Below are 24501 nucleotides of genomic sequence, written 5' to 3'. Positions count from 1 at the left end.
GGCGCCATTGACGGTACGCGGCGGTACGCGGGCTGGGGACAGTGGGCACTCGAGCCACACCCTCCCCCCCCCCCCCCTCCCCCCACGGCCGGCGCGACGTGGTCCGCGGCGGCCCTGGCCAGGCAGGCGATCAGGCACCGGGTGACGGGGTGGCGTACGGCCCGCAGCAGTGCGGGCGGCAGGGTGACGGGCGTTTCACGGCGCTTCATCGGGTGCTCCTTCGTGGAGGAGTAAGCCCGCCGGGGGCCACGTCGGTCGACGCGGCCCCCGGCGGGGTGGGCGGGCTGGTGGACGGCCTCACGCGGCCGTCGCCGACCGCGCCTCGCGGGCCGCGCCCTCGGGGCGCGGAGTGCGCAGGGTGACCACCGCGAGCAGGCCGCCGACCACCGCGATCGCCGCGGCGCCGATGAAGGCGGCGGAGAAGCCCGAGGTCAGGCCCTCGACGGTGGCGTCCGGGGTCCGGGCGCCGGCCAGCGCGGTCATCGCGGCCAGACCGAGCGCCGAACCGACCTGGTAGCCGGTGTTGACGATGCCGGAGGCGAGGCCGCCGTCCTGCGGGGGCGCGCTGGAGATCGCGGTGCCGAGGGAGGGGATGAAGGCGAGCGCCATGCCGACCGCGGCGAGCAGCGAGGCGGGCAGCACGTCGGTCCAGAAGTTGCCGTCCGGGCGGGCCAGCGAGAGCCCGAACAGGCCGGCGCCGAGGGCCAGCATGCCGGTGACGACCAGCGCCTTGGGGCCGAAGCGGGCGATGAGCCTGGGCGCCGCGGTGATCATGATGGCCATGATGGCGACGGTCATCGGCAGCAGGGCCGCGCCGCTGGCGAAGGCACCGAGGTGGAGCACCTGCTGGAGGTAGAGGTTGAGGAAGAACCACATCGGCACCCAGGCCGCGGCCAGCAGGAACTGGGCGAGGTTGGCGGCGCCGAGGTTCGGCACCCGGAAGATGCTCAGCCGCATCAGCGGCTCGCGGCGCCTGCCCTGGATGACCAGGAAGGCGATCAGCAGGACGGCCGCGCCGGCCAGCGTCAGCAGGGTGGACGCCGAGGCCCAACCCGCCTCCGGGGCACGGACGACCGCGTACACCGCGGCGGCCAGGCCGCCGGTGACGGTGAGCGCGCCGAGGACGTCGATGCCGCCGCTGCGCCGGGGTGCGAAGGGCATCAGCGCGGGGGTGGCGAGCAGCGCGACCAGGGCCACCGGGATGTTGACGTAGAACACCCACGGCCAGCTGATGTACTGGGTGATCAGGCCGCCGAGGAAGACGCCCGCGGTGCCGCCGGCCGGGGCCGCCGCGCCGTACAGGGCGAAGGCCTTGGTGAGTTCCTTCGGGTTGCCGCCGAAGAGCATCATCAGCAGGGTGAGCGCCGAGGGGGCGATCAGGGCGGCGCCGAGGCCCTGGACGCCGCGGCCGGCCAGCTCGGTCGGGACGTTCTGGGCGAGCCCGGCGAGCAGCGAGCCGGCCCCGAGGACTGCCCAGCCGGCGCTGAACAGGCGGCGGGCGCCGAGCAGGTCGGAGAGCCGTCCGCCGAGCAGGAGCAGGCCGCCGAAGGCGACCACGTACGCGTTGAACACCCAGGACAGGTCCTCCTGGCCGAAGCCGAGGTCGTCCTTCATCTTCGGCAGGGCCACCCCGATGATCGAGGTGTCCATGATCACGACGAACTGTGCGGCGGCGATCAGCGCCAGTGCGCGCCACCGCCGGGGGTTCGGCCCGGTGTTGTCGGTTGCCATCATTTACTCCCTACCCGTAAGGGGTATCGGCCGAGGACGGGTGTGCCCCAGGCGATGGTCGTGGTCGTCAACTCCCGGGACAGACGCGGCAGGACGCCGGCCGACGGCCTCGGCGAGGACGTGCCAGAACATACCCTAGGGGGGTACCTTCCAGTCAACAGAAGCCGGTGAGGGGATCGGGCCTCCCAGCGGTGGGTGCAGGGGAGTTCCCCGACGCGGTCGACCGCACCCCCGGCGAGGACCGCGAAGGCGCCGAGCACCACGCCCGCCCGGGATCCGCTCGGCGGCCCGGTAGAGCGTGGCGCCGACCTGCGGCGGAGCCCAGGCCCCGGCCGGCAGATCGCTGATCGCTGATCGCCACGAAGGCCCGCTGGTCGGGATCCTGCGCCCTGACCGCGGGCCTGTTCCCGGACGCGACATCGAGCAACAGGGGCTTCTGTAACAGTAGTTGACGACAAGGGCGGGCGGAGCGGGCCCCCGGCGGCTCCCTTTCATTACCCTAGGGGGGTATGGTACTTTCGAAATGAAGCAGCCGCCCGGGCAGTCCGGTCGGCGCCGGGCATCCACGACAGGAGCACACCCATGAGCGAGACCACCGTCACCGTCGAGTCCGCCGCCACCGAGACCTCCTCCTGCTGCGGGTCGTGCGGCACCGGCGCGGCACCGGCCGCCGAGTCCGCCCGGACGTCGGTCTTCCAGGTCACGGGCATGACCTGTGGTCACTGCGTCTCCTCCGTGACCGCCGAGTTGAAGAAGCTCGACGGCGTCGAGGACGTCGCCGTGGACCTCGCCACCGGCCGGGTCACCGTCGGCAGCACCAAGCCGCTCGCCGACTCCGACGTGGCCGCCGCCGTCGACGAGGCGGGTTACGAGCTGGTCGGCCGCGTCGAGGGCTGACCCACCGTCGTCGGCCCGGGCGGGCACCACCCCGCCCGTCCGGGCCGGCTCCACCCCCCGCGGCCCCCGGTAGAGTGAGACCGCTCCTCACCGCACAGGAACCGGAGACGGCCATGGCCAGCTACAGCTCCCACAAGGACGACTTCCTCAAGCGGCTCCGCCGTGTCGAGGGCCAGATCCGTGGCCTCCAGCGCATGGTCGAACAGGACACCTACTGCATCGACGTCCTCACCCAGGTGTCCGCCGCCAGTCGCGCGCTCCAGTCCTTCGCCCTCCAACTCCTGGACGAGCACATCGAATGCTGCGTCCGCGACGCCATCGCCGAGGGCGGCCAGGAGGCGAGCACCAAGATCCGCGAGGCCAACCAGGCCATCGCCCGTCTCGTCCGCTCCTGAGGGACCGCACGGACGGACCGACGGACGGACCGCACGAACCACAGCACACGGACGCACAGCACACGGACGCCCTCCGGCGGCAGATGCCGGCCGGAGGGCGTCCTGTTGCGCCGGTACGGGGTAGGGGTATCCCTCGCCGTCCGGTCGGCGAACCGACCAGCCGGCAGATGAGCAGACCGAGCACGGCCGGTGCCTTGGCAGGCCGGGTAGAAGCGCCCGCCGGTGACGAGCCGCAGGACCGCCGGGCCACTGCCCGAGCCGCCGGGGGGCGGCTCGGGCAGCCGGGTCTCCGGGGCCCGGTGACTCCCCCGGCCCACGAGCCGCCGAGCGTTTAGCTCCGGATGACCCGGACGCTGCGACGCGCCGGCCCACACCCGCCGCAGCGCGGTCGAACGGAGGGGGGACGCCCGTGTCCATCGAGTTCGTCCGTCGGCTGGACGGCCTGGTCTACCGCTTCGCCCCGGACGGCGTCTTCAACGGCAGGCCGTCGTACCGGCGGCTGGACCTGGACCTGTGGTGCCGGTGGCTGCCGGAGCGGGGCTGGTGCGTGGTCGACGCCGAGGGGGTGCCCAACTCCGGCCCGCTGCTGGGCGAGGACCGGCACCGGGCGCTTCCGCCCGCCGGACCGTGGCGCAGCTGGAAGGAGGGCCGGTCGTACCTCTACGACCTGCGCCACGTCGACGGGGAGGCGACCACTGCCTGACCGTCCTCAGACCCGGTCGAGCGGGCGGTGCGGGCCGTCGGGGAGGTCGACCGCGATGGTGTCGCCGGGCCGGACGGGGCCGCCGGTGCGGACGATGCCCATGACTCCGGCGCGACGCACGACGGTGCCGTCCGCGGCGCGGCCGACGACCTGCTTGAGCAGACCGGGCCGGTAGCCGTCGATCTGGGCGCACGGGTTGCGCAGGCCGGTGATCTCCACCTCGGCCTCCGGGCCGATCCGCAGCACCGCGCCGACCGGCAGGCCGAGCAGGTCGACGCCCTCGGTGGTGATGTTCTCGCCGAGCGCGCCCGGTGCCACGTCGAAGCCCGACTCACCGAGTTCGGCGAGCAGTTCGCGGTGGATCAGGTGGACCTGGCGCAGGTTGGGAGCGGTCGGGTCCTGGGCCATCCGGGAGCGGTGCTTGACCGTCACTCCGGCGTGCACGTCCCCCTCGACGCCCAGTCCGGCGAGCAGCGTGATGCCGTCCCGGTTCGGTTTGGTGAACGCGTACTCGGCGTTGCTGCTGACTGCCACCACGGTGCCGCTCATCTTCCGGGCTCCCTCTCGGACGGGCGTTCGGTCGATGCGGAAGCATAGTCGCCCGCTGCGGCCAGCCCACCGCCGTTCGCCCCGGCGGCCCGGGCCGCGCCGCGCGCCCGCTCGTCCGCGTCGGCGAGCCACAAGTAGACCGGCGGGAGCCCGAGTTCGACGGCCGTCAGCACCAGCTGGAACCAGTGCGGCCGACCGTCCGCCAGGATCGACAGGACCCGGGCGAGGCCGCCCAGCAGCATCACCGCCGCCAGCCACCGCACCGCCCGGGCGGGTACCGGCGTCTGCCGGGCGGCCTGGATCCAGGCCGCGCCGTACCCGGCGAAGACCGCGCCCATGAAGCGGCCGAAGCTGCCGACCGTCGGGCCGGCGTCCGCGACTCCGGGCATCGCGGCGTTCCCCAGCAGGATGTGGAGGAAGCCGATCGCCACACAGGCGACCCCCATCGTCCACGCGAGCACCCGTAACGCCCTGGCCATGACCCACCCGCCCGTCACCGAGGCCCGGTCGACACGGTTGACACGTGTCTACCAACCGGGCGGCACCAGGCTAGCGCCGCCAAGTAGACACGTGTCAAGTAACCTGGCCCGCATGCCAGTCCACGAACGCCGCCGCCGGCTCGCCCCCGCCGAGCGACGCGCCCAGCTGCTCTCCGTCGGTGCCCGGCTGTTCGCCGAACGGCCGTACGAGGAGGTGCTGATGGAGCAGGTCGCCGAGCAGGCCGGGGTCTCCCGCGCGCTGCTCTACCGGCACTTCGCGAGCAAGCACGAGCTCTTCGCCGCGGTCTACCGGGAGGCCGCCGACGACCTGCTCGCCAGGAGCCGGTTCGACCCGGCCGACACCCTGGTCGAGCAGCTGGTCGAGGGCATGGACGCCCACCTGGACTACTTCGTCGCCAACCGGCACGCCGTGCTCGCGGCCAACCGCGTGCTGGCCGGGGACCAGGTGATCCAGACCGTCATCACCGAGGAGCTCGACGCCCTGCGCGGCCGGCTGCTCGGCGTCCTCCCGCTCGCGGACGAGCGGGCGCGGCAGGCGGTGTCCCAGGTCCTGCGCAGCTGGCTGGTGTTCGTCCGGGTGCTGGTCATCGACTGGCTGACCGAGGAGACCTGCACCCGCACCGAGCTGCGGGACGCCTGCATCGGCGCCGTACTGGGCGCGCTCCGGCCGCTGCTGCCCGTCGATCCGGCACCCGACTGGGAGCGGCGAGGGCATACCATCGGGGCGTAACGGGAGAAGCGCCACAAGCGTCCAATTCCCTATGAAGATACGACAATTGGATGCGCTGACCGCCCCGACCAGCCGGACCCCAGAACTCCGCGAAGGGACCCATGGACTCCGCCGCAGCCGACACCCGGACCACCCTCCCCCCACTCCACCGGCTCCCCACCACCCCCGCCCAGCCGCCCCACCCCACCACCCTCCCGGACGGCACCCCCGCGTGGCTGATCACCCGCTACCACGACGTCCGGCAGGTCCTCGGCGACCCCCGGGTCACCCGGGCCGATCTGCACGACGTCGGCACCGCGGGCGCCACCGCCGACGTGGCCGCCAACCCGGCGTCCCTGTTCAACCAGGACGGGCCCGCCCACCGCCGGCTGCGCGGCACCGTCCAACGGGCCTTCACCCCGCGTGCCATCGCCGGCTGGCAGCCGTGGGTCGCCGCCGCCGTCCAGCAGTCCGTGGACCGGCTGGTCGCCGCCGGCCCGCCGGCCGACCTGGTCCCCGCGTTCGCCCGGCCGGTGCCGTTCGCCGTCACCACCCGGCTGATGGGGCTCGACGGGGACGGGCCGGACCACCTGGACGAGGAGCGGCTGCACCGCTGGACCCTCGCCCTGCTCGCCCAGGGAGACGAACAGGGCGAGGAGCAGGGCGAGCAGGGCGGCGGGCCGGCCGGGGGCGGCGGGGCCGACCACGGCGACACCCTCGCCGAATTCGGCGCCTTCATGGGCGAGTTGGTCGCCCGCCGGCGCCGCGAGCCCGGCGACGACCTGGTCAGCCGGCTGGTCCGGGCCGCCGACCAGGACGGCGGCGTCCCCGAGGAGTCACTCGTCTTCCTGGTCGCCGGACTCACCGCCAGCGGCAACGAGAGCGTCGCCGGTGCGCTCGCCAACGCCCTCGTCTACGTGCTCGGCGAACGCCCCGAGCACTGGCCGCGCCTCGCCGACCCGGACGTCGCCGAGCGCACCGCCGAACGGCTGCTCCACTACATCCCGCTCGGCGACGACGAGGCCACCATCCGCCGCACCACCGCACCGATCGAGGTCGGCGGCGTCACCGTCCCGGCCGACGCGGTGGTCGCCGTCAGCCTCGGCAGCGCCAACCGCGACCCGGCCGTCTACCCCGACGGCCTCGACGCCGACCTCGGCCTGCCGCTGCCCGCCCCCACCCTCGCCTTCAGCGCCGGCCCGCACTACTGCATCGGCGCCTGGCGGGTCCGCCTGGAGATGCGCGAGTCCCTGCACCGCCTCGCCACCGCCCTGCCGGGCCTGCGCCTCACCGTCCCGGTCGCGGAGCTCGCCTGGCAGCTCGGCGGCACCACCCGGAGCCCGGCCCGCCTCCCGGTGGACTGGTAGCCGCCCGGGGCACCGGCAGGTCCCGGGGCACCGCGGCGGTCGGCGCCCCGCTCGGCGTCACCCGTCGGGCAGGGCGCCCGAGCACCGCTCGCCGCGGGCGTCCACGGCCCGGCCGGGCGCCGTACGGCGTCCCCGTCGCGGACCACGCCCCCGCCCGTGGTCCCGCCGGACGGCGGCCGCTCCTCCACCCGACCTACCCGAACAGCCCGTCCCCCAGCGTCCCGCCCGCCGGTGCGCCCGGCAGCACGTAGGCCACCGCGGAGGCCGTGTGCTCGACGAAGGCGTTGAGGGCGTCGCGCGCGGCCAGCCGGTTCTGGACCCGGGTGAACTGGGCCGGGTCGCGCACGAAGGCGCAGAACAGCAGACCCCGGTCGCCCGGGCCGTCGTCGTAGCTGTAGCCCCGGCGCAGCATCCGGGCGCCGCCGTCCAGCCGGGGGCTGGAGAGCCTGACGTGCGCGGTGGCGGGGATGACGTACGAGCCGTCCGGATTCTTGGCGTAGATGTCCGGCTCGTCGTGCTCCGCCGTGCCGGTGAGCGGGGCGCCGTCGCCGGCCCGGCGGCCCATCACCTGCTCCTGGCGGTCCCCGGGGAGGGCGGCGAAGGCGGCGGTGTCCATCCGGATCCGGCGGTAGACCAGCACCGTCCCGTGCTCGTACGGCCCCGGCGGGCCCCAGACCCACTGCCCGGCGTCCGTACCGTCCGGGTTCGCCGTGCCGTCCTTGAAGCCGAACAGGTTGCGCGGCGTCGCGCCCGCAGCCGTCCGGGCCAGGAAGCCGGACTGCGTCCAACGCACCGTGGCACCGGCCGCCCGGGCCGCCGCGCCCACCTGCTCGGCGACCACGGACAGCGGCCAGCGGTCGTCAGCGCACAGCTGGACCACCAGGTCGCCGCCGCCGCGCGCCGGGTCGAGCCGGTCCCCGGGGAAGTCGGGCAGCCCGCCCAGCAGGGCGGGCGGAACGTTCAGCCCCAGCCGGGCGGCGAGGTCAGGCCCGACCCCCACCAGGCTGCTGAGCCGGGCCGGTCGGCCGTCCCGCAACCGCGCGTCCGCCGGTTCGTCGCCCGCCGCCTCGGCCAGTACCCGGGTCAACCCGGCGAGCAGGCCGCGCAGGGCGGCCCGGCCGTCCGAGGTCGCGGCGGGCGCCAGGTCGAGGGCCAGCAGTTCGGTGGCCGGCTGCTGCGGGGCCGTCACCCCGGACTGCCGCTCGCCGTGGAAGGGCACCGCCGACGGCTCCGGCGGCGCCGCCGTCCGGCCGTGGCCGTCCCGGGCGTTCCCGCCGCCCAGTGCCAGCGCCGTGACCCCCGCGCCGAGCCCGGCGGCCACCACCGCCCCGCCCGCCAGCAGACCCCTTCGATCCACGCCGCCGCCCCTGACGGTCGGTGGCTGGTCCTGCGCCTTTCCGGTTTCGGCATGCATGGGCGACATTGGAGACGATAGAACACCCCGTATGCAACTTTTGACCACACGTCACCTGCGCTCGGGCACAACACCCTCACCCGGGGCCCGGGCCGCCGGGCGTCTGCCCGCACTGCTCGCCGCCGCCCTCGCCCTTCCCCTCGCCCTCGCCGGCTGCTCCTCGGGCGGCTCGTCCTCCTCCGACGCCAAGCACCCGGAGGGCACGGTCGTCCGGGTCCCGCAGCACTTCCCGACCATCCAGCAGGCCGTGGACGTCGCCAGGGAAGGGGACACCGTGCTGGTCGACCCGGGGACCTACCGGGAGAGCGTGCGCCTGACCAAACCGCGGATCGTGCTGCGCGGCGCCGACCGCGGCACCGTGGTCCTGGACGGCGGGCTGCGGCTGGTCAACGGCATCACGGCCACCGGCGCCGGCTCGGTGGTGGAGAACCTCACCGTCCACGGCTACCTCGCCAACGGCGTGCTGTTCACCGGCGTGACCGACGAGAAGCTCCAGCAGCGCGGCGCCGGCGGCTCCGCCTACGACCCGCTGGACACCGCCCGCTTCCCGGTCGTCCAGGGCTTCCGGGCGACCAACGTCACCTCGTACAACAACGGCCTGTACGGCATCTACGCCTTCGACGCCCGCGGCGGCGTCATCGAGGACTCGTACGCCTCCGGGCAGGCCGACTCCGGCATCTACGTCGGCCAGTGCAAGCCCTGCGACACCCTGGTGCGCGGCAACACCGTCGAGCGCAACGCCGTCGGCATCGAGCTCACCAACGCCTCCGACGGGGTCACCATCGTCGGCAACCGGATCAACGCCAACCGGGTCGGCGTCACCGTCAACTCCAACGACCTCGAAGCCCTCGCCCCGCAGCACGGCGCGGTGATCGCGGGCAACGTCGTCACCGACAACAACGCCTCCGACACCCCCCAACAGGCCGACGGCGCCTGGGGGATCGGCATCGGGATCGGCGGCGGCACAGCCAACCAGGTGCAGCGCAACCTGGTCCGGGGCAACCGCGCGGCCGGCATCGTGATCACCGACCCGCCCGGGCACCCCGCGAGCGGCAACCGGGTCGAGGACAACCGGGCCACCGGCAACGGCACCGACCTCGTCCTGGCCTCCGTCGACCCGGCCAACTGCTTCAGCGGCAACCAGCCGGCCGTGCAGAGCCCGGACGGCCTGGAGACGCTGGCGGGCTGCGCCGTCCAGGGCCGCACCGCACCGCCGTTCGGCCGCACCACCCCGGTCCAGGCGCCGCCCGGCATCCCGTTCAGCCAGGTGCCAGCGCCGCCCGCCCAGCCCTCGCTGCCCGACCCGACCGCGCCCGGCCGCCCGGCCACCGGCCTCCCGGGCCCGGTCGACCCCGGCGCCTACCCGCTGCCGGAGTCCGCGGACGCCGTCCCGAAGCACTGACCCCCGCCCCGGTCCGGGCGCGCGCCCGCCCCCGGGCCCGCGCCCGCCGGCCGGGGGCGGGCGGACAGCGCGGTCGGGCGGGGCAGCCCGCCCAGGGCCGCCCCGGCGGAAACTTCGGACACCTCAGGATGAGCCCGACACCCGTACCGACACGGACAGTTCGGGACACCTCCGGCAGTTCGGAAACCACCCGGGAAGTCCTCCGCGGACATGACATACTGCCTCGGTGACCTCAGCTGACCTGGCCGCGAAGCCGTCCAAGAGCCGTCCCCGACTGGGCCGGAAGTTCAATCTGCTGTGGTCCGCGTCGGCGATCTCCTCGGTCGGCGACGGCATGCGGGACTCCGCCCTGCCGCTGCTGGCGGTGGCCGTCTCCGACTCCCCCAGCGCGGTCTCCGTGGTCTCCGTCGCCGCGTCGCTGCCCTTCCTGGTGATGTCCCTGTACGGCGGGGTGCTCGCCGACCGGGCCGACCGGCGGCGGCTGATGTGGACGATCGACGCGGCCCGCGCCGCCGTCGTCCTGGGCTTCGCCGGCTGGGTGCTGGTCGCCGACCCGCCGCTGGTGGTACTCGCCGCGCTGGCCTTCCTGCTCGGCTGCGGCGAGACGGTCTTCTCCAACGCCGCCACCTCCGCCGTCCCCGAGCTGGTCCGCCCCGACCAACTCGACGCCGCCAACGGCCGGTTGCAGGCCAACATGCTGGTCGGCGGCAACCTGATAGGTCCGCTGGTCGGCTCCGCGCTGTTCGCCGTGGCCGTCGCCTCGCCCTTCACGGTGGACGGCATATCCTTCGCGCTCGCCGCCGTCCTGGTCGCCGCGACCGGCCGCTCCACCGCCCCGAGCGCCCGGGCCGACCGCCGCCCGGTGCTCACCGAGATCCGCGAGGGCGTCGACTGGCTGCTGCACCACCGCGACGTGCGGATGCTCGCCGTGCTCTCCACCCTCGGCGCGCTGGCCTGCTTCATGGGCACCACCATGATGGTCCTGATGGTCACCAAGGTCATCCACGCCCCCGCCGCCGCCTACGGCATCGTCCTCGCGGCCGGCGCCATCGGCGGCACCGCCGCCAGCACCCTGGCCGGCCGGCTCAGCCGGGTGCTCGGCCGGGGCGCCCGGATCGCCCTCGCCTTCCTGCTGATGGGCGTCTCGCTGATCCTGATCGGCCTGAGCACCACGGTGGCCGAAGTGGCCGCCCTGTTCGGCGTGATCGGCTTCGGGATCGTCACCTGGAACATCCAGGCGATCTCGCTGCGCCAGCAGGCCGTGCCGAAGGAACTGCTCGGCCGGGTCAACAGCTGCTACATGCTGCTGAGCCGGCTCGGCATCATGGCCGGTGCCGCCCTAAGCGGCTGGATCGCCTCCGCCGCCGGCATCCGCACCCCGCTCCTGGTCGGCGGCGCCCTGCTGCTGGCCCTGCTGGTCGCGGTGCTGCTCCTGCTCCCGCGGATGACCGCGATGGAGACCTCCCCGGCCGCCGCCACGCAGGACTCCGAGTAGCCATCCGTCGGAGCGGCCTTTCGCGTCCTCCCGCTCAACGGCCCCTACCGGCCGGTATGGTGACCCACGGGGTGGGCCGGTGCGTCCGACCGGCGAACAGCTGCCGCATTCCCCGAGGAGAGCCGTGAACGCCAACCACCCCACCCCCGCGGACCGGTCGACCGCCGCCGACGCCCCCGACGTCCACGTGCCGCCGCTCGGCCTCGGCCCGCTGGTGCGCACCGACGGCGGCTGGTTCATCGGCGACCACGAGAGCAGGGCCCACCTCGCCGTCCTCCCCGAGGGGTTCGAGCACCGCGTCACCGGCCAGGAGCCGTTCCTGGTGCCGTGGGACCGCCTGATGAGCCTGGAACTCGGCGTCACCAGCGGCCGGTTCTTCAGCACCCCGTCCGGCGGCCTGCTGACCAGGCACGACGGGATCGGCGCCCACGGCTCCTGGCTGGACACCATGGTCCGGCACCCCTACGACGTGTGGCGGCCCCGGTTCGTCCACCACCGCCGCTGGTACCCGATGCCCGAGATCACCGTGCTGCGCCAACTGCTCGGGAACATCGTCGACCTCGGCCGGGTCCACCGGCTCGGCGACGACGCCTGGCTGACCTCGGTCGTCGAACAGCTGGCGGCGGACCGCCTCCTGCGGCGGTGGCGGACGAGCAGGGCCGTCGCGGACGGTGTCAGGGAGATCATCACCCACGGCGCCTGACGCCGAGCCAGGGATCGCCGCGCGGATCCCGCACCGGAAGTCGGCGGGGCCGACTCCTCACGCCGGCCCGCGGCGCCGGCCGGGGGCCGCGTCGAGCAGGCCGCGCACCAGCGGCCGGATCCGGGGCGGGCCCAGCAGCGGCGCCCGGACCACGCACAGGGCGAAGAGGAGCTGGCCCAGGAGCGGGAGGAACAGGAGCGGCGGGAAGAACAGCAGGAACCAGAGCGGCAGGAGTAGCAGCCCGGCCAGCGGCCTTCGGAACGCCGTGCCCGTACGGGTGCTGAACAGCGAGTAGAGGACGCAGATCGCCACGGACGGGATCCCGACGAGGGCCACCAGACCCAGCGCGTCGCTCGCCGCGAACGCGGCGCCGCCCGCCGCCGACGCCACCAGGAGCACGCCCGCGAGGGTGAGGGCGTAGCGGACCACGAGGTCGGCGAGCCGCAGCCCGATGAACCCCAGGTTCCGCCACGGCGTGCTCGGGTCCACGGGAGGGCTCCTTCGTCTCGGGTCGGCGGTGGCCGACGCGGGAGATCATGCCAGGAATACTGAACGCGTTCAATTGCCATCTCGAGCGCGGCGCTCCGCATCGCCGGCCGGAACGGCGCGGAACATCGGGAACGAAGCAGCTGCCGACGCCAAATCGTCTATAAATAAGAGCAGTTCAGTGAACTGCCGAGTCCCGGCGGACCCGCCGGGGCCCCATCAGGGCGCGGTCAGCACCATGTCAGCGAGCCGAGGGAGCATGTGCGGAGCGGGTGTGCCCGGTGTCCCCGCGCCCGACCCGGAACGGAGTGTGCGACATGTCGAACCCCTTTGACGACGCGGACGGGACCTTCCTGGTGCTGGTGAACGACGAGGGCCAGCACTCCCTGTGGCCCGCGTTCGCCGAACGGCCGGACGGCTGGACGGTGGCCCTGGCCGAGGGGCCGCGCGAGGACGCGCTGGCCTACGTCGAGGCCAACTGGACGGACATGCGCCCGCGCAGCCTGCGCGAGGCCTCCACCGCCTCGTAGGCCCCGCCGATCCCACCCGAGGAAGGGCCCGGTCCACCCGCGCGGGTACGGCCGGGCCCGGTCGATTTCCCCCTCATCGACACGGAACGGGGACCTTCATCGTGCAGAGGATCCACTTCACCGCCGCCGACCTCGCCAGAACCCGTCTGAAGACCACCCTGGGCCCGCTCGTGGAGTCGGCCTTCGCCTGCGACCTGCTCGACCGCGGCGTGGGCGCGCCGTACGCCCGGTGGCGAAAACAGGTGAACGAGCGCCTGCCCCGCCGGCCGGCGGCCCGCCCGTACGGCCGGCCGGAGCACGACGTGGAGTCGCTGCTCCGGCAGGCGCTGCGGTACGCCGGGGAGCCCGACGTGCCGCCCGGCCCGGCCGAGGTGCCGGCGCACCCGGGGGCGGGCGTGGACGCCTGCCTGCGGGAGGCCTGGCAGCTGGCCGTGGCGCCGTTCTGGCAGCACCTGCACGCCTACCTGGTGGCCGAGTGCGAGGCGCGCGGCCGGATCGTGATGGCCGGCGGGGTGGAGCTGCTGCTGTCCACCGCGCACCCCCGGATGACCTGGCGGGCGCCGGTGCTGGAGATCCCCGGCGGGCCGGAGCAGGACATCCGGCTGGGCGGCCGGGGCCTGGTGCTCACGCCCTCGGTGTTCCTCAACCACCGGCCGGGTCTGGCGATCGACGCCGAGGGGCCGGAGGAGCAGGTGGTGCTGGTCTTCGCGGCCCCGCCGCACGCCCTCAAGGGCGCGCAGCTGTGGCAGGAGCGCGACCGCAGCCCCCGGCCGCTCGGCGCCCTGGTCGGCCAGACCCGGGCGGCCGCGCTCCGGACCCTGCGGGCGAGTTGTACGACCAGTCAGCTCGCCGACCGGCTGGGCATCTCGGCGGCCAGTGCCAGCCAGCACGCGGCGGTGCTGCGGCAGACCGGGCTGATCACCACCCGCCGGGTGCGCAACACCGTGCTGCACTCGGTGACGCCGCTCGGCATGGCGCTGCTGGACGGCGGCCCGGTGCGGCCGGCGCCCGCGGTCGGGGCCTGCGACCGGGCCGACCGGGCCGACCGTCCGGGTCGCGGCGTCCGGCCCCGGAGCGCCTCGCGCCTCCTCGCGTCCTAACCGGCCGGCGGGTCGAGACGGGCGTGGACCCCCGGCACCCGTCCGGTGCCGGGGGTCCTGACCGTCCCGGCCCGCCGGGATCAGCTCCGCGGCCAGGCCCGGAACTGGCGCAGCCCGTACAGCAGCGGACGCTGGTGGTGGCGCCGGACGACCCGGCGGATCTCGCCGTACACGGTGACGTGGTCGCCCACCCGCTGGGTCAGCACCACGTCGCAGTCGGCCACCGTGTGGGCGTCGCGCACCAGGTGCGGCCCGCCCGCGTCCGGGGTCTGCTCCCAGGGGAGCAGCTGGAAGCGGTCCGGGTCGCCGGAGGCGAACAGTTCGGCGGTCCCCTGGGCCTCCTCGTGCAGCAGGTTGACGGCGAACAGGCCGCTGTCGGTGACCGCGTCGAGCGTGGGGCTGCCGTCGCGCAGGCAGACCAGGAGGGTCGGCGGGTCGAGTGAGACGCTGCACACGGCGGAGCAGGTCATGCCCCTCGGAAGGCCGTCGAGGTCGGTGGCGGACACCACGCTCACGCCCGTGGGGAACCCGCTCATCATGGTCCGGAACTCCTCGGGGGTGGCCCCGGCCGTCTTCACCGCTCCGGCCGTCCCCACCGCCCCGGCCCGCGCGCGGACCGGTTCACCGGCGTACTCGGTCATCTCGCACCGCTTTCTGTCTCGACGGACTCCCTCGGCGCCACGGCCGTCGCGCTGATCGCCTCCGCCTCCACGGCCGCCGGGCGGCCCTCCATCCGGTCGAACAGCTCCAGCAGCGGCCCGGTGGCCGCCGTGGTGGCCAGCGCCATCACCACCAGTGCCAGGACCATCGGCGCGGGCAGCACCCCGGAGGCGTAGCCGGCCTGGAGGACGATCAGCTCGGTGAGGCCGCGGGTGTTCATCAGCGCGCCGATCCGCCGGGCGGCGCGCGGCCGCTGGCCGCCCAGCCGGGCCCCGAGGTAGCCGCCGAGGCCCTTGCCGAGGAAGCCGAGCAGGACCGTGGCCGCGATCAGCACCCCGGAGGTGGCGGAGAAGGCGCGGGTGAGCACGGTGATCCCGGTGACCACGAAGAAGGCCGGGGTCAGGAACTGCCCGGACCGGGAGACCGTGGACACCACGCGGGTCCACGGTCCGCCGTCGTCGTGCGGGATCGCCAGCCCGGCCAGTGCGGCGCCGAGGATCGACGTCATGCCGAGGTGCTCCATGGCGAAGGCCACCGCGAGGGCGGCCGCGCCGACCAGGACGGCCATCCCCCGGGGCGAGCGGCCGCACAGCCGGGAGGCGGCGCGGGTGCCCAGCGCGTAGCGGATGGCCAGGGCGCAGAGCACGCCGACGGCGAGGGCGCGCAGCGAGTGCAGCGAGCGCGCCAGGTCCCCGGCGCCGAGGCTGATCGCCACCGAGAGCAGCAGCCAGCCGAACGCGTCGATGACGACGGCCGAGGCCAGCGAGAGCCGGCCCGGCACGGTGTCGCCCGTCCCGCGGTCGGCCAGGATGCGGGCCATCACCGGAACGGCGGTGATGGACATGGTGACGGCGACCATCAGGAGGTAGGCCGGCAGCGGGGCGCTGCCCCGGGCCGCCCGGTCGGCGGTGAGCGCGACCAGTCCGACCAGCACGCAGCCGGTGGCGAGCGGCGGCACCAGGGCGCCGACGGTGATCCAGGTGGTGGCGCGCCGGGGCAGCCGGTCCCGGCCCCGGCGCAGTTTGTGGGCGAGGCCGACCAGGAAGAGCACCAGGGCGGCCTGGGCGACGTTCCTGACGAGGTCGAAGACCGGCCCCGGCAGCACGTCGTCGAAGGCGGGCCGGCCGACCAGGGCGATCACGGCGGGCCCGGCCAGCAGGCCCCCCGTGATCTCCCCGATCACCTCCGGCTGCCGCAGACGGCGCGCGACTCTCCTCCCCGCCACGGCGATCAGCAGCACGACGCCGAGGACGGCGGCCGCGTGCGCGACGTGGATCAGGAACTGGAGGACGTCCATGATGAACGGGCCCCTTCCCGGGGATCGTGGTCAGCGCATCCGGGCGAAGTAGTCGTACGCCCTGGGCAGGGTCGCGACGAGCCGCTCGGTCTTCTCCCGGATCTGGGCGAACTCCCGTTCCGCGGCGGCGCCGTCGGACAGGTCCAGGGCCGGCGAGTGGGCCACCTCGATGCCGCCCATGCCCAGCAGGACGCACATGTAGGAGTACGGCGGCAGGCCGTGGTAGTAGGGGAAGACCGTTTCGGAGTCCGGGAGCCGGGACTTCCAGAGTTCGAGCCGCTCGGCCAGCGCGTCGGGGATGCTCCGGGTCTTGGTGTCCCGCCAGTACTGGGTGTCGGTGCGTTTGGCGGCGACGTAGTGCAGCACCAGGAACTCCCGTACCCCGTCCATGACGTGGGCGACGGCCCGGTTGTAGAGGTCGCGCGGGACCGGGTTCCAGTCCTCCGCCGGGAAGTACTTGACCAGTTGCTCGATGGCGTGGTGGATGAAGAAGATCCCGGTCGACTCCAGCGGCTCGACGAAGCCGCTGGCGAGGCCGATGGCCACGCAGTTGCGGGACCAGGAGTTGCGGCTGCGGCCGATCCGCATCCTGATGTGGTTGGCCTCGACATCGGCGGCGGCGGGGCCGACGAAGGACCGCAGGGTGCGTTCGGCCTCCTCCGGGGAGAGGTAGTCCTTCGCGTAGACGTACCCGGTGCCGACCCGGCCCATCAGCGGGATCGTCCAGATCCAGCCGGCGTCCTGGGCGGTCGCGGTGGTGCACGGCAGCATGCCGCGCTTCTCCATGTCCATCGGCACCTGGAGGGCGACCGCGCTGTCGTTGGGCAGGGTGTCCTGGTAGGAGATGAACGGCTCCTCCAGCGCCTGGTTGAGCAGCACCCCGCGGAAGCCGGTGCAGTCGACGAAGAGGTCGCCGGTGAGCTCGCCGTGCTCGGCGGTGCGCAGCCCGCTGATCCAGCCGCGTTCGTCGAGCCTCACCTCCTGGACGTCGTCGACGATGCGCCTGACCCCTCTGTCGGTCGCGTACTGCGTCAGGTACTTGGCGAGCAGCGCGGCCTCGAACTGGTAGGCGTACGGGAACTGGGTCTTGCCCTGGTGCTCGGACATGGTGAGGCCCTGCATCTCGTCCGCGCCCTCGTCGAAGGGCTGGTCGATGAGGGTGCCGTCGAGGTGGCGCGGGCTGAGGCCGGCGTCGATGACGGAGGCCATCACGAAGCAGTCCTTGTCGAACCGGCCGGTGGGGCGCTGCTTGAGCCACCAGTCGGTGAGCGGGAAGCCGTTGACCGAGCGCATCTGCTCGAACGGGTGGTAGAAGTAGTGGCCGGGCTCGCGCCAGTTCTCGAACCGCACGGCGAGCTTGTACGTGGCGTTGCAGGCCGGCATCCAGTCCTTCTCCTTGAGTCCGAGGAACTCGAAGAAGTGGCGGATGTCGCTGAAGGTGGCCTCGCCGACGCCCACGGTGGAGACGTTGCCGGACTCCACGAGGGTGATGTCCACCCGGTCCTCGAACGCGGCCTTCAGGTACGAGGCCGTCATCCATCCCGCTGTTCCGCCGCCTACGATCACAACCCGGTCGAGCACTGGTGACTCCTCTTCGGTGGTCCACGTGTTCCGGCAGGGGTGGTGCCGGATACCGGCAGCGGTGGCGCCGTCGGTCGTCACCCCGCTGGAAGAAGCTGAGGGCGGCGCCACCAGAGAGTGACTCTAGGCAACGGCGTAAGGTCCGACCAGGTCATTTGGCACTGGCCGAAAGTCGCAGGTCGGGTTGATCCGCACCTGTCGACGAATCGAACACCTGACGGTCCGTCAGCGCGGTGTCAGCGCAGGTCAGCGACACTGCTGTGGCCAGATCTCCCCCCGAGACGGAGCCAGCCATGTCCCAGCAGAGGCCGATCCCGCAGTTCGCCGTGATCCCCGGCGCGCAGGTGCACAACGTGCTGTCCGGCAACGAGAAGCACACCGTCGACCTGGTAGCGGCGACCTACCGGCTGCACGGCGAGGGCGCCACGGTCAACCCGCCCTCGTACTTCCTGCGCTTCCCGGACCGGCCCTCCTCGCGCATCATCGCGCTGCCGGCCTCGGTGGGCGGCGCCACCCCGGTCGACGGGATCAAGTGGATCTCCAGCTTCCCGGAGAACGTGGCCGCGGGCCTCCCCCGGGCCTCCGCGGTGCTGGTGCTCAACGACCCCGCGACCGGCTACCCGATCGCCTGCCTGGAGAGCTCGATCATCAGCGCCGCCCGCACCGCCGCCTCGGCCGCGCTGGCGGCCGACCTGCTCCACGCCGGCCGGCCCCGGCCGCGGCGGGTCGGCTTCGTCGGCACCGGCCTGATCGCCCGGCACATCCACACCTACCTCGCCCGCACCGGCTGGGAGTTCGACGAGGTCGGGGTGCACGACCTGTCCGCCGAGCACGCGGCCGGCTTCCGCGCCTACCTGGAACGCGCGGACGAGGAGGACACCGAAGGCCCGGCGCCGCGGATCACCGTGCACGGGAGCGCCGAGGAACTGGTCCGCGCCTCGGACCTGGTGGTCCTGGCGACCGTCGCCGCCGCACCGCACCTCACCGAGCCCTCGTGGTTCGCCCACAACCCGGTGGTGCTCAACGTCTCGCTGCGCGACCTGGCGCCCGAGGTGCTGCTCGCCTCGGCCAACGTGCTGGACGACGTCGAGCACTGCCTGAAGGCCGGTACCTCCCCGCACCTGACCGAACAGCTCACCGGCAACCGGGACTTCGTCGACGGCACGCTCCACGACGTGATGACCGGGCGGGTGGCGGTGCCGACCGACCGCCCGGTGGTGTTCTCGCCGTTCGGGCTCGGCGTACTGGACCTCGCGGTCGGCAGGTTCGTCTACGATGAACTGGCGGCGCGGGGCGAACTCGCCGTCGTGGACGGCTTCTTCCACGAGCTGGACCGCTACGGCCGGAACACCCGGCAGTCGTAGCCGCCGCCCGGACTCCCCATGGACAGCTCAAGTCGTCACCTGTAGCATTCTTCTGACAGGTCGACAGATCGGGACCCGCCGTCACGGTGCGTCCCCGTCGTCCCGTCCCGGGTGGTGCGGCGAGGCCGCGCCCCCGCCTCCGAGCAGGGCGCCGGATCGCTCCCCCGTCGATCCGGCGCCCCCCGGGGTGTCATGGACAGCGCGTGTCATACCACCCGTCCCCGGCTCCCCCGCCCAGCTGGTATCTCCCGGTCCGCACCGGCGTCGCGCAGACTCGCCTGGACGGCCCGGAAATTGGGGGATGCTGTTTTGGAAATCAAGCTTCTCGGCCCACTGCTCCTGTCGTACGAGAACGCGCACTACACCATGGCGTCGAAGCGGACCAGCGTCGTGCTGGCCCTGCTGGCGACCTCCCCGGGGATACCCGTCCCGTTCGACGAGATCGTGGACGAGTTATGGGGCGACCAACCGATGGCCAACGCCCGCAACGCCCTCCAGGCGAATGTCGGCCGACTGCGCCGGCTGCTGGAATCCGTGACCGGCCGCAAGGGCGACGAAACCCTCCGCACCGCCAACGGCGGCTATCTCCTCGACGTCCCGCCGGACGCGATCGACGCCCACCGCTTCCTGCGGCTCTCCGACGAGGGCGGCGACCTCGTCCGCCGGGACCCGGCCCGGGCCATCGCCGCCCTGGAGCAGGCGCTCGGCCTGTGGCGCGGCGGAGCGCTGATGGACTCCTGCGACGGGCTGCGCTGCCGGATCCGGGCGGACCACCTGGAGGAGCGCAGGATCAGCGCGTACGAGGACCTGACCGCCGCCAAGCTCGCCGTGGACTCGGCCCGCGTCCCGGTGTCCGAACTGCGGCAGCTCGCCGACGAGCACTCCGAACGGGAGCGCCTGAGCGAGCTGTTGATGCTGGCGCTCTACCGCGACGGCCGGCAGGCCGAGGCACTGGAGGTCTTCCACAGCACCCGCCGGCGCCTCGCCGACGACCTGGGGCTGGAGCCCGGCCGGGCGCTGCACCACGCCTACCAGGCGATCCTGCGGCAGGCCGACCTGCTCGGCGAGCCGCGGCGGGTGCTGGACTTCGCCGGACCCGTACCGGCCTGACTCCCTTCGGCCTCCGCCCCGGCCCGGAATCCCCGGAACGACGATCACCGATCGTGCCGTTTTCGGGGCCGCAACCACCGCCCGATTTCACCCCGTTCGCACCTGTCCGGCTGTGGACGCTCCAGGATCGCTCTGTTAGCGTGGCGACGGCCTTGGAATTTTCCTGGTGGCTGCGCGAGGAAGAGGAAATCGCGGACGGGGGCCCAGTGGACGTCGAGTTGAGGCACGCCAAGATCGTCACCACCATCGACCGACTGGGCAGCATTTCCAGAGCCGCCGCCCAATTGGGCCTCCCGCAATCGAGTCTCACCGCGCAATTGAAGCGGATCGAAAGAGCGGTGGGCGGCGAGCTGTTCGTACGGACCAGGACCGGAATCATTCCGACCGCCCTGGGAGAACGGATCATCCCGATGCTGGCCGAACTCGTCCAGCACGCCGACCGGGTGATCGCCGTGGCGACCGCGCACTTCACGGAGGTGTTCCGGTTCGGGAACGCCGAGTGGACGCCGCCCTCGCTGCGCAGCACGCTCAAGTCCGCCCTGCCGGTCAAGGAGGTGCAGACCGAGACGCTCAGCCCCGAGGCGGCCATCGCCCAGGTGTCCCGCGGCGCCCTGCACGCCGCGATGGTGCCCGGGGTCGCGCTGGCCACCTCGACCGAGGCGGAGGAACTCGCCCTGGCCAGTACGGTGATCGTGCGGGAGCCCGTCTGGGTGGCGCTCCCGCACGACCACTGCCTGGTCGGCCAGGACGTCGTGAGCCCGGCGCAGCTCGCCTCGCTGCGGTGGGTCCGCTACACCCGCGACCACTGGTTCCATCCGATCGAGAAGCAGCTGTTCGCCTCCGTCGACCACGCCGATCTGGAGGTGCTCCACTACGTCGACGGCCACCACGAGGCGATGAACTGGGTCCGGGACGCCCGGGCCGCCGCGCTGACGCCTCCCACCGGCGCCACCCGCGAGGTGCGGCTGGTCCCGGTCTCGGTCGCCGAGGGCACCGACATGCTGCTGGTGTGGCGCAGCGACTCGGTGACCTGCGACATCCAGCGAAGACTCCTGAACACGCTCCGCCGCTACTACTGCGAGTACGCCCGCACGATCCCCTGGTACTGGTCGTGGGTCACCCAACACCCCGAAGAGTTCACGGAGTTGGAGTGCTTCCTGCCGCCCCGGGCGCAGGTCGGCCCGACCGGCCGGCCGAGCCCGGAGCGGTCCGGGCCCGGGGCCGGGGCCGGTCACAGGGTGGCGAGCGCCTCGGCCGGAGGCGTCCGCAGGGCCGCCCCGGTGGCCGAGACACTGGCCAGGGCGGTCAGCGCCCCGACGAACCCGACGATCGAGAGGTAGATCCAGATCGGTCCGCGGGGCATCCAGGAGCCGTCCAGCGCCATCCCGAAGGGCGCGAGCGTCGCCCCGGCGACGAAGGTGCCGAGCACCGTGCCGACGGTGGCGACCAGCACCGACTCGATGCCGGTCATCGCCAGGATCTGGCCGGGGGTGGCGCCGACGAGCCGTTGCAGGGCGAACTCCCGGCGGCGCTCGGAGGCCGCCACCACCAGGGTGTTGACCAGCGAGATCACCGCGTACGCGATGATGCTGCCGGCCAGCAGGTAGTCCACCCAGGCGCCGACCCCGTCGCCGCCCTGCGCGGCGGACAGCGTGGTCTGGAGGTAGATCAGCGCGGTGGACAGCCCGGTGGCCAGCATCACGGGGCTGACCGCGCCCGCGATCCGGATCCGCCGGGCCCGGGCGTTGTCCATCGCCAGCTCGCCGGTCAGCCCGAACAGCGCGCGCAGCGGGCGGTGGAACACCGCGGTGAGCGCCTTGGTCAGCCCGGGGCTGAGCAGGGCGATCCCGCCGGCCCAGAGCATCGCCGAGGGGCCGGCGGTGCTGGCAGCGACCTCGCCGTTCATCACCGTCCCGGTGATCACGGCCAGGGCGGTGCCGCCGGCCAGGCAGAACACCGCGAAGACCAGCCGCGGGCCGCTCAGCCAGCGGTGCTGGAGGCGGGACTCCGCGAGCGCGTCGGCGGGCCGGGAGAGCGCCGCCCGGCGGGAGGCGATGAAGGCCGCGCTCAGCGCGGCGAGCAGCGAGGTGCCGCCCGCGGTGACCATCGGGATCCAGCCGGCGGTGTAGTCGATCCCCTTGGGGACCACCCCGCTGGCCGCGATCTGCTCCAGCATCCACTCACCGGCGAGGTAGCCCGGCACCAGGGCGAGGGCGACGGCTGCCACCGCGACCACCAGGGTCTCCACCACGATCATCCGGCGGAGCTGTCCCGGCAGGGTGCCGATGGCGCGCAGCAGCGCCATCTCGCCGAGCCGCTGCTGGACCACCAGGGCCAGCGTGGAGCCGACGATGAAGACGGTGACCATCGCGGCGATGCCGCCGAACACCGCGGACATCGAGATCAGCCGGCTGGCCGCCTGCTGGGTGCCGGGCGGGACGGCCGCGAACGGCGGCACCCGGTGGCGGATGCCGGTCTCCATCAGGCCGCCGCAGGCGGTGAGGATCACCGCGCCGAAGAACAGCGCGACGGTGGAGGCGACGAAGCTCGTCCGGCGGAACCGCAGGGTCTGCAGGGCCAGGGTGAACATCAGCGGGCCGCCTCTCCGCCGCGGGTGACGCGGGTGGGGATGTCGGGGCCGGGGCTGTCGCCCCAGGCGCCGAGCCGGGTCATCCGCTCGGCGATGGTGTCGGCCGAGGCGCCGCTCAGCTCGTCGACGATCCGCCCGTCGGCCAGGAACAGCACCCGGTCGGCGTAGGAGGCGGCGACCGGGTCGTGGGTGACCATGACGGCGGTCTGCCCGTCGCCGTGGACGGCCTGGCGCAGCAGCCGCAGGATCTCCACCGCGGTGCGGGTGTCCAGCGCGCCGGTCGGCTCGTCGCCGAAGAGCACCGCGGGCCGGGTGATCAGGGCCCGGGCGATGGCGACCCGCTGCTGCTGGCCGCCGGACAGTTCGCCGGGCCGGTGGTCGCTGCGGGCGGCGAGGCCGACCTGCTCCAGCACCCGCTCGACGCCGTCCCGGGTGGGCCGGCGCCCGGCCAGCCGCAGCGGCAGGGCCACGTTGTCGGCCACGCTCAGCGCGGGCAGCAGGTTGAAGGCCTGGAAGATGAAGCCGATCCGGTCCCGGCGGAGCCTGGTGAGCTCCTTCTCGCCGAGCCCGGCGAGCTCCAGGCCGTCCAGCGAGACCGAGCCGGAGTCCGGCCGGTCCAGCCCGGCGGCGCACTGCAGCAGCGTGGTCTTGCCCGATCCGGACGGTCCCATCACGGCGGTGAAGGTGCTGCGGCCGAAGCCCACCGACACGTCGTCGAGGGCGACGACCCGGTTGCGCTCGTTGCCGTAGCCGCGGCAGACGTTCCTCAGTCGCACGGCATCGGCGATGCCGTGCACGGTTGCGGTGGTCATGGGCATCTCCTGAGTGACCAGGCCGGATATCAGTGTTCGTCGACGCTTCGCAGCAGGTCCTCCACCGACGCCAACCGGGCGGTCAGCGCCCGCAGTTCACCCCGGAGCAGCTTCTGTCCGGCCAGTGTGTCCTCGGCCAGCCGGCGGTAGGCGGCCATCGCCGCGGCGTCCGCGCGGTGCCGCTGGAGGGTGAAGTACGAGACGATGCTGACGCTGATCCCGCCGATGACGATCAGTGTGATGACGATGGCGATCACGCCGCCACTCATGAGGGTCCCTTCTGTTCCTTCGCGCGCCGTGCCGCCTTCCGACGCCGGGTGTCCTTCAGGCGTCGTGCTGGGTCCGTTCGACCTGCGCCCGGTCCTCCCGGAGGGCGGCGATGACGGTGTCGACCGTGACGTGGATGTCGAACGGGGTGAGTTCGAAGAACTTCATGGCCTTCCCGTCGCCGGAGAGCTCCAGCGCACCGGCCACCAGGCCGGCGTGTTCGAGCCGCTCCAGGTGCATGTAGAGCAGCGGCCTGGACATGCCGAGCCGTCGGGCCAGTTCGCTGACGTGGACCCGGCCCTGCGCCAGTTCGCCGATGATCCGCAGGCGCTGGGTGTGCCCGACGGCGGCCAGCAGGGCCAGTAGCTCCGCGCTTGTGAGCACCCCCACCCTCTTCCTCCTACCTGAAAGTTGAGACTGACAGGTGTGAGCAAGCACTGTCAAGCCGACCAACGCCCGTCAGTTGCACGTCAGTTGTCCGTCAGCGCGGCCGAGAAGAATTCAGATCATCAATCTGTCGCACCCACCCTCACCGGGAGGCGAAATGCCCAGCACCGCGGTCGTCACCGCCGAACAGCGCGCCCAGATCAAGGACATCGTCTGCGACATCCTCGAACTGGAAGCCGAGGAGGTCACCGACACCAGCCGCTTCAAGGAGGACCACAACGCCGACTCGCTGGGCGCCATCGAGATCCTCTCCTCGCTGGAGCGCACCTTCGGGATCGAGATCGACCAGGCCGAGCTGGTCCGGATGGTCAACCTGGACGGCGTCGTCGCCGTCGTCCAGGAGAGCCTGTCCAAGTAGCCCGCCACAGCGCCGAGTCGACAAGAACGGAGTC

Annotated in this window: 26 protein-coding genes; 14 read left to right on the top strand and 12 right to left on the bottom strand. The window is 73.3% G+C overall.

Annotation, left to right across the window (positions count from 1 at the left end; translation table 11 throughout):
• Positions 1 to 297: 297 nt before the first annotated feature.
• Positions 298 to 1731 carry an MFS transporter gene (locus ACZ7RU_RS19575; protein WP_470342168.1) on the bottom strand — a complete coding sequence of 478 codons (1434 nt, stop codon included), beginning with the start codon at positions 1729 to 1731 and terminating at the stop codon, positions 298 to 300.
• 582 nt (positions 1732 to 2313) lie between these two features.
• Here ACZ7RU_RS19575 and ACZ7RU_RS19570 point away from each other — a divergent pair.
• From ACZ7RU_RS19570 to ACZ7RU_RS19560, 3 genes are all read left to right on the top strand, one after another.
• Entirely contained in the window at positions 2314 to 2628 is a 315-nt protein-coding gene (locus tag ACZ7RU_RS19570) for a heavy-metal-associated domain-containing protein (RefSeq protein ID WP_470342167.1), read from the top strand.
• A 74-nt stretch (positions 2629 to 2702) separates the two neighbouring features.
• Complete coding sequence (locus ACZ7RU_RS19565; RefSeq protein WP_464333646.1) at positions 2703 to 3023, top strand: metal-sensitive transcriptional regulator; 321 nt, start codon at positions 2703 to 2705, stop codon at positions 3021 to 3023.
• Positions 3024 to 3432: 409 nt separating this feature from the next.
• Positions 3433 to 3726, top strand: coding sequence for a hypothetical protein (locus ACZ7RU_RS19560; protein WP_470342166.1), 294 nt, complete (start codon positions 3433 to 3435; stop codon positions 3724 to 3726).
• Between the two features lie 6 nt (positions 3727 to 3732).
• On the opposite strand, the gene ACZ7RU_RS19555 is transcribed toward ACZ7RU_RS19560, so the two are convergent.
• Both ACZ7RU_RS19555 and ACZ7RU_RS19550 read right to left on the bottom strand, forming a co-directional pair.
• Positions 3733 to 4275 (bottom strand): MOSC domain-containing protein, encoded by a 543-nt coding sequence (locus ACZ7RU_RS19555; protein WP_470342165.1) that lies wholly within the window; start codon positions 4273 to 4275, stop codon positions 3733 to 3735.
• Positions 4272 to 4754 carry a DUF4345 domain-containing protein gene (locus ACZ7RU_RS19550; protein ID WP_470342164.1) on the bottom strand — a complete coding sequence of 161 codons (483 nt, stop codon included), beginning with the start codon at positions 4752 to 4754 and terminating at the stop codon, positions 4272 to 4274. The genes ACZ7RU_RS19555 and ACZ7RU_RS19550 overlap by 4 nt, the downstream gene beginning before the upstream one ends.
• Positions 4755 to 4866: 112 nt before the next feature.
• Here ACZ7RU_RS19550 and ACZ7RU_RS19545 point away from each other — a divergent pair, with 112 nt between their 5' ends.
• Together ACZ7RU_RS19545 and ACZ7RU_RS19540 are read left to right on the top strand one after the other, a co-directional pair.
• A complete protein-coding gene (locus ACZ7RU_RS19545; protein WP_470342163.1) occupies positions 4867 to 5505 on the top strand; it encodes a TetR/AcrR family transcriptional regulator in 639 nt (212 codons plus the stop codon).
• 101 nt (positions 5506 to 5606) lie between these two features.
• Positions 5607 to 6851 carry a cytochrome P450 gene (locus ACZ7RU_RS19540; protein ID WP_470342162.1) on the top strand — a complete coding sequence of 415 codons (1245 nt, stop codon included), beginning with the start codon at positions 5607 to 5609 and terminating at the stop codon, positions 6849 to 6851.
• Between the two features lie 193 nt (positions 6852 to 7044).
• Here ACZ7RU_RS19540 and ACZ7RU_RS19535 read toward each other — a convergent pair whose 3' ends face one another.
• Positions 7045 to 8208: a Dyp-type peroxidase gene (locus ACZ7RU_RS19535; RefSeq protein ID WP_470342161.1), complete on the bottom strand. Its 1164-nt coding sequence runs from the start codon at positions 8206 to 8208 to the stop codon at positions 7045 to 7047.
• Between the two features lie 88 nt (positions 8209 to 8296).
• On the opposite strand from ACZ7RU_RS19535, the gene ACZ7RU_RS19530 reads away from it, so the two are divergent.
• The 3 genes from ACZ7RU_RS19530 to ACZ7RU_RS19520 all read left to right on the top strand — a co-directional run bounded on the left by ACZ7RU_RS19530 (position 8297) and on the right by ACZ7RU_RS19520 (position 11865).
• Positions 8297 to 9667 (top strand): right-handed parallel beta-helix repeat-containing protein, encoded by a 1371-nt coding sequence (locus ACZ7RU_RS19530; RefSeq protein WP_470342160.1) that lies wholly within the window; start codon positions 8297 to 8299, stop codon positions 9665 to 9667.
• 226 nt (positions 9668 to 9893) lie between these two features.
• Positions 9894 to 11162: an MFS transporter gene (locus tag ACZ7RU_RS19525; RefSeq protein ID WP_470342159.1), complete on the top strand. Its 1269-nt coding sequence runs from the start codon at positions 9894 to 9896 to the stop codon at positions 11160 to 11162.
• A 124-nt stretch (positions 11163 to 11286) separates the two neighbouring features.
• Entirely contained in the window at positions 11287 to 11865 is a 579-nt protein-coding gene (locus tag ACZ7RU_RS19520) for a hypothetical protein (RefSeq protein ID WP_470342158.1), read from the top strand.
• A 57-nt stretch (positions 11866 to 11922) separates the two neighbouring features.
• Here the strand turns inward: ACZ7RU_RS19520 and ACZ7RU_RS19515 are convergent, their stop codons facing one another.
• On the bottom strand, positions 11923 to 12354 hold the full coding sequence (locus ACZ7RU_RS19515) for a hypothetical protein (protein WP_470342157.1): 432 nt from the start codon (positions 12352 to 12354) through the stop codon (positions 11923 to 11925).
• A 314-nt stretch (positions 12355 to 12668) separates the two neighbouring features.
• Here ACZ7RU_RS19515 and ACZ7RU_RS19510 point away from each other — a divergent pair, with 314 nt between their 5' ends.
• Positions 12669 to 12881: an MbtH family protein gene (locus ACZ7RU_RS19510; protein WP_470342156.1), complete on the top strand. Its 213-nt coding sequence runs from the start codon at positions 12669 to 12671 to the stop codon at positions 12879 to 12881.
• Between the two features lie 101 nt (positions 12882 to 12982).
• Positions 12983 to 13981, top strand: coding sequence for an ArsR family transcriptional regulator (locus ACZ7RU_RS19505; protein WP_470342155.1), 999 nt, complete (start codon positions 12983 to 12985; stop codon positions 13979 to 13981).
• 80 nt (positions 13982 to 14061) lie between these two features.
• On the opposite strand, the gene ACZ7RU_RS19500 is transcribed toward ACZ7RU_RS19505, so the two are convergent.
• The 3 genes from ACZ7RU_RS19500 to ACZ7RU_RS19490 are packed head-to-tail and all read right to left on the bottom strand — an operon-like array spanning position 14062 to position 17519.
• Positions 14062 to 14622, bottom strand: a complete 561-nt coding sequence (locus tag ACZ7RU_RS19500) for a flavin reductase family protein (RefSeq protein ID WP_470342154.1) — start codon at positions 14620 to 14622, stop codon at positions 14062 to 14064.
• Entirely contained in the window at positions 14619 to 15938 is a 1320-nt protein-coding gene (locus ACZ7RU_RS19495) for a cation:proton antiporter (protein ID WP_470342153.1), read from the bottom strand. The genes ACZ7RU_RS19500 and ACZ7RU_RS19495 overlap by 4 nt, the downstream gene beginning before the upstream one ends.
• 30 nt (positions 15939 to 15968) lie before the next feature.
• Positions 15969 to 17519 (bottom strand): tryptophan halogenase family protein, encoded by a 1551-nt coding sequence (locus tag ACZ7RU_RS19490; RefSeq protein WP_470342152.1) that lies wholly within the window; start codon positions 17517 to 17519, stop codon positions 15969 to 15971.
• Between the two features lie 293 nt (positions 17520 to 17812).
• Here ACZ7RU_RS19490 and sbnB point away from each other — a divergent pair, with 293 nt between their 5' ends.
• From sbnB to ACZ7RU_RS19475, 3 genes are all read left to right on the top strand, one after another.
• Positions 17813 to 18883, top strand: coding sequence for a 2,3-diaminopropionate biosynthesis protein SbnB (sbnB, locus tag ACZ7RU_RS19485; RefSeq protein WP_470342151.1), 1071 nt, complete (start codon positions 17813 to 17815; stop codon positions 18881 to 18883).
• A 309-nt stretch (positions 18884 to 19192) separates the two neighbouring features.
• On the top strand, positions 19193 to 19993 hold the full coding sequence (locus tag ACZ7RU_RS19480; RefSeq protein WP_470342150.1) for an AfsR/SARP family transcriptional regulator: 801 nt from the start codon (positions 19193 to 19195) through the stop codon (positions 19991 to 19993).
• Between the two features lie 152 nt (positions 19994 to 20145).
• Positions 20146 to 21333: a LysR family transcriptional regulator gene (locus ACZ7RU_RS19475; RefSeq protein ID WP_470342149.1), complete on the top strand. Its 1188-nt coding sequence runs from the start codon at positions 20146 to 20148 to the stop codon at positions 21331 to 21333.
• Here ACZ7RU_RS19475 and ACZ7RU_RS19470 read toward each other — a convergent pair.
• The 4 genes from ACZ7RU_RS19470 to ACZ7RU_RS19455 are packed head-to-tail and all read right to left on the bottom strand — an operon-like array spanning position 21225 to position 24052.
• On the bottom strand, positions 21225 to 22583 hold the full coding sequence (locus ACZ7RU_RS19470; RefSeq protein ID WP_470342148.1) for an ABC transporter permease: 1359 nt from the start codon (positions 22581 to 22583) through the stop codon (positions 21225 to 21227). The genes ACZ7RU_RS19475 and ACZ7RU_RS19470 overlap by 109 nt on opposite strands.
• Entirely contained in the window at positions 22583 to 23395 is an 813-nt protein-coding gene (locus ACZ7RU_RS19465) for an ABC transporter ATP-binding protein (protein WP_470342147.1), read from the bottom strand. Before ACZ7RU_RS19465 ends, ACZ7RU_RS19470 begins: the two co-directional genes overlap by 1 nt.
• 29 nt (positions 23396 to 23424) lie before the next feature.
• Positions 23425 to 23664, bottom strand: a complete 240-nt coding sequence (locus tag ACZ7RU_RS19460) for a hypothetical protein (RefSeq protein WP_387751265.1) — start codon at positions 23662 to 23664, stop codon at positions 23425 to 23427.
• Positions 23665 to 23719: 55 nt separating this feature from the next.
• Positions 23720 to 24052, bottom strand: a complete 333-nt coding sequence (locus tag ACZ7RU_RS19455) for an ArsR/SmtB family transcription factor (protein ID WP_470342146.1) — start codon at positions 24050 to 24052, stop codon at positions 23720 to 23722.
• Between the two features lie 154 nt (positions 24053 to 24206).
• On the opposite strand from ACZ7RU_RS19455, the gene ACZ7RU_RS19450 reads away from it, so the two are divergent.
• Complete coding sequence (locus tag ACZ7RU_RS19450) at positions 24207 to 24467, top strand: acyl carrier protein (RefSeq protein ID WP_470342145.1); 261 nt, start codon at positions 24207 to 24209, stop codon at positions 24465 to 24467.
• Positions 24468 to 24501 lie beyond the last annotated feature (34 nt).

Source organism: Kitasatospora sp. NPDC114501, from assembly GCF_055633695.1.
This window is presented reverse-complemented; position numbering and strand designations above follow the sequence as displayed.

Excerpts from the sequence above, each read along its gene's own strand:
- ACZ7RU_RS19575 (WP_470342168.1), bottom strand. The coding sequence starts at position 1,731 with ATGGCAACCGACAACACCGGGCCGAACCCCCGGCGGTGGCGCGCACTG.
- ACZ7RU_RS19570 (WP_470342167.1), top strand. The coding sequence starts at position 2,314 with ATGAGCGAGACCACCGTCACCGTCGAGTCCGCCGCCACCGAGACCTCC.
- ACZ7RU_RS19555 (WP_470342165.1), bottom strand. The coding sequence starts at position 4,275 with ATGAGCGGCACCGTGGTGGCAGTCAGCAGCAACGCCGAGTACGCGTTC.
- ACZ7RU_RS19550 (WP_470342164.1), bottom strand. The coding sequence starts at position 4,754 with ATGGCCAGGGCGTTACGGGTGCTCGCGTGGACGATGGGGGTCGCCTGT.
- ACZ7RU_RS19545 (WP_470342163.1), top strand. The coding sequence starts at position 4,867 with ATGCCAGTCCACGAACGCCGCCGCCGGCTCGCCCCCGCCGAGCGACGC.
- ACZ7RU_RS19540 (WP_470342162.1), top strand. The coding sequence starts at position 5,607 with ATGGACTCCGCCGCAGCCGACACCCGGACCACCCTCCCCCCACTCCAC.
- ACZ7RU_RS19530 (WP_470342160.1), top strand. The coding sequence starts at position 8,297 with ATGCAACTTTTGACCACACGTCACCTGCGCTCGGGCACAACACCCTCA.
- ACZ7RU_RS19510 (WP_470342156.1), top strand. The coding sequence starts at position 12,669 with ATGTCGAACCCCTTTGACGACGCGGACGGGACCTTCCTGGTGCTGGTG.
- ACZ7RU_RS19500 (WP_470342154.1), bottom strand. The coding sequence starts at position 14,622 with ATGACCGAGTACGCCGGTGAACCGGTCCGCGCGCGGGCCGGGGCGGTG.
- ACZ7RU_RS19495 (WP_470342153.1), bottom strand. The coding sequence starts at position 15,938 with ATGGACGTCCTCCAGTTCCTGATCCACGTCGCGCACGCGGCCGCCGTC.
- sbnB (WP_470342151.1), top strand. The coding sequence starts at position 17,813 with ATGTCCCAGCAGAGGCCGATCCCGCAGTTCGCCGTGATCCCCGGCGCG.
- ACZ7RU_RS19470 (WP_470342148.1), bottom strand. The coding sequence starts at position 22,583 with ATGTTCACCCTGGCCCTGCAGACCCTGCGGTTCCGCCGGACGAGCTTC.
- ACZ7RU_RS19465 (WP_470342147.1), bottom strand. The coding sequence starts at position 23,395 with ATGACCACCGCAACCGTGCACGGCATCGCCGATGCCGTGCGACTGAGG.
- ACZ7RU_RS19460 (WP_387751265.1), bottom strand. The coding sequence starts at position 23,664 with ATGAGTGGCGGCGTGATCGCCATCGTCATCACACTGATCGTCATCGGC.
- ACZ7RU_RS19450 (WP_470342145.1), top strand. The coding sequence starts at position 24,207 with ATGCCCAGCACCGCGGTCGTCACCGCCGAACAGCGCGCCCAGATCAAG.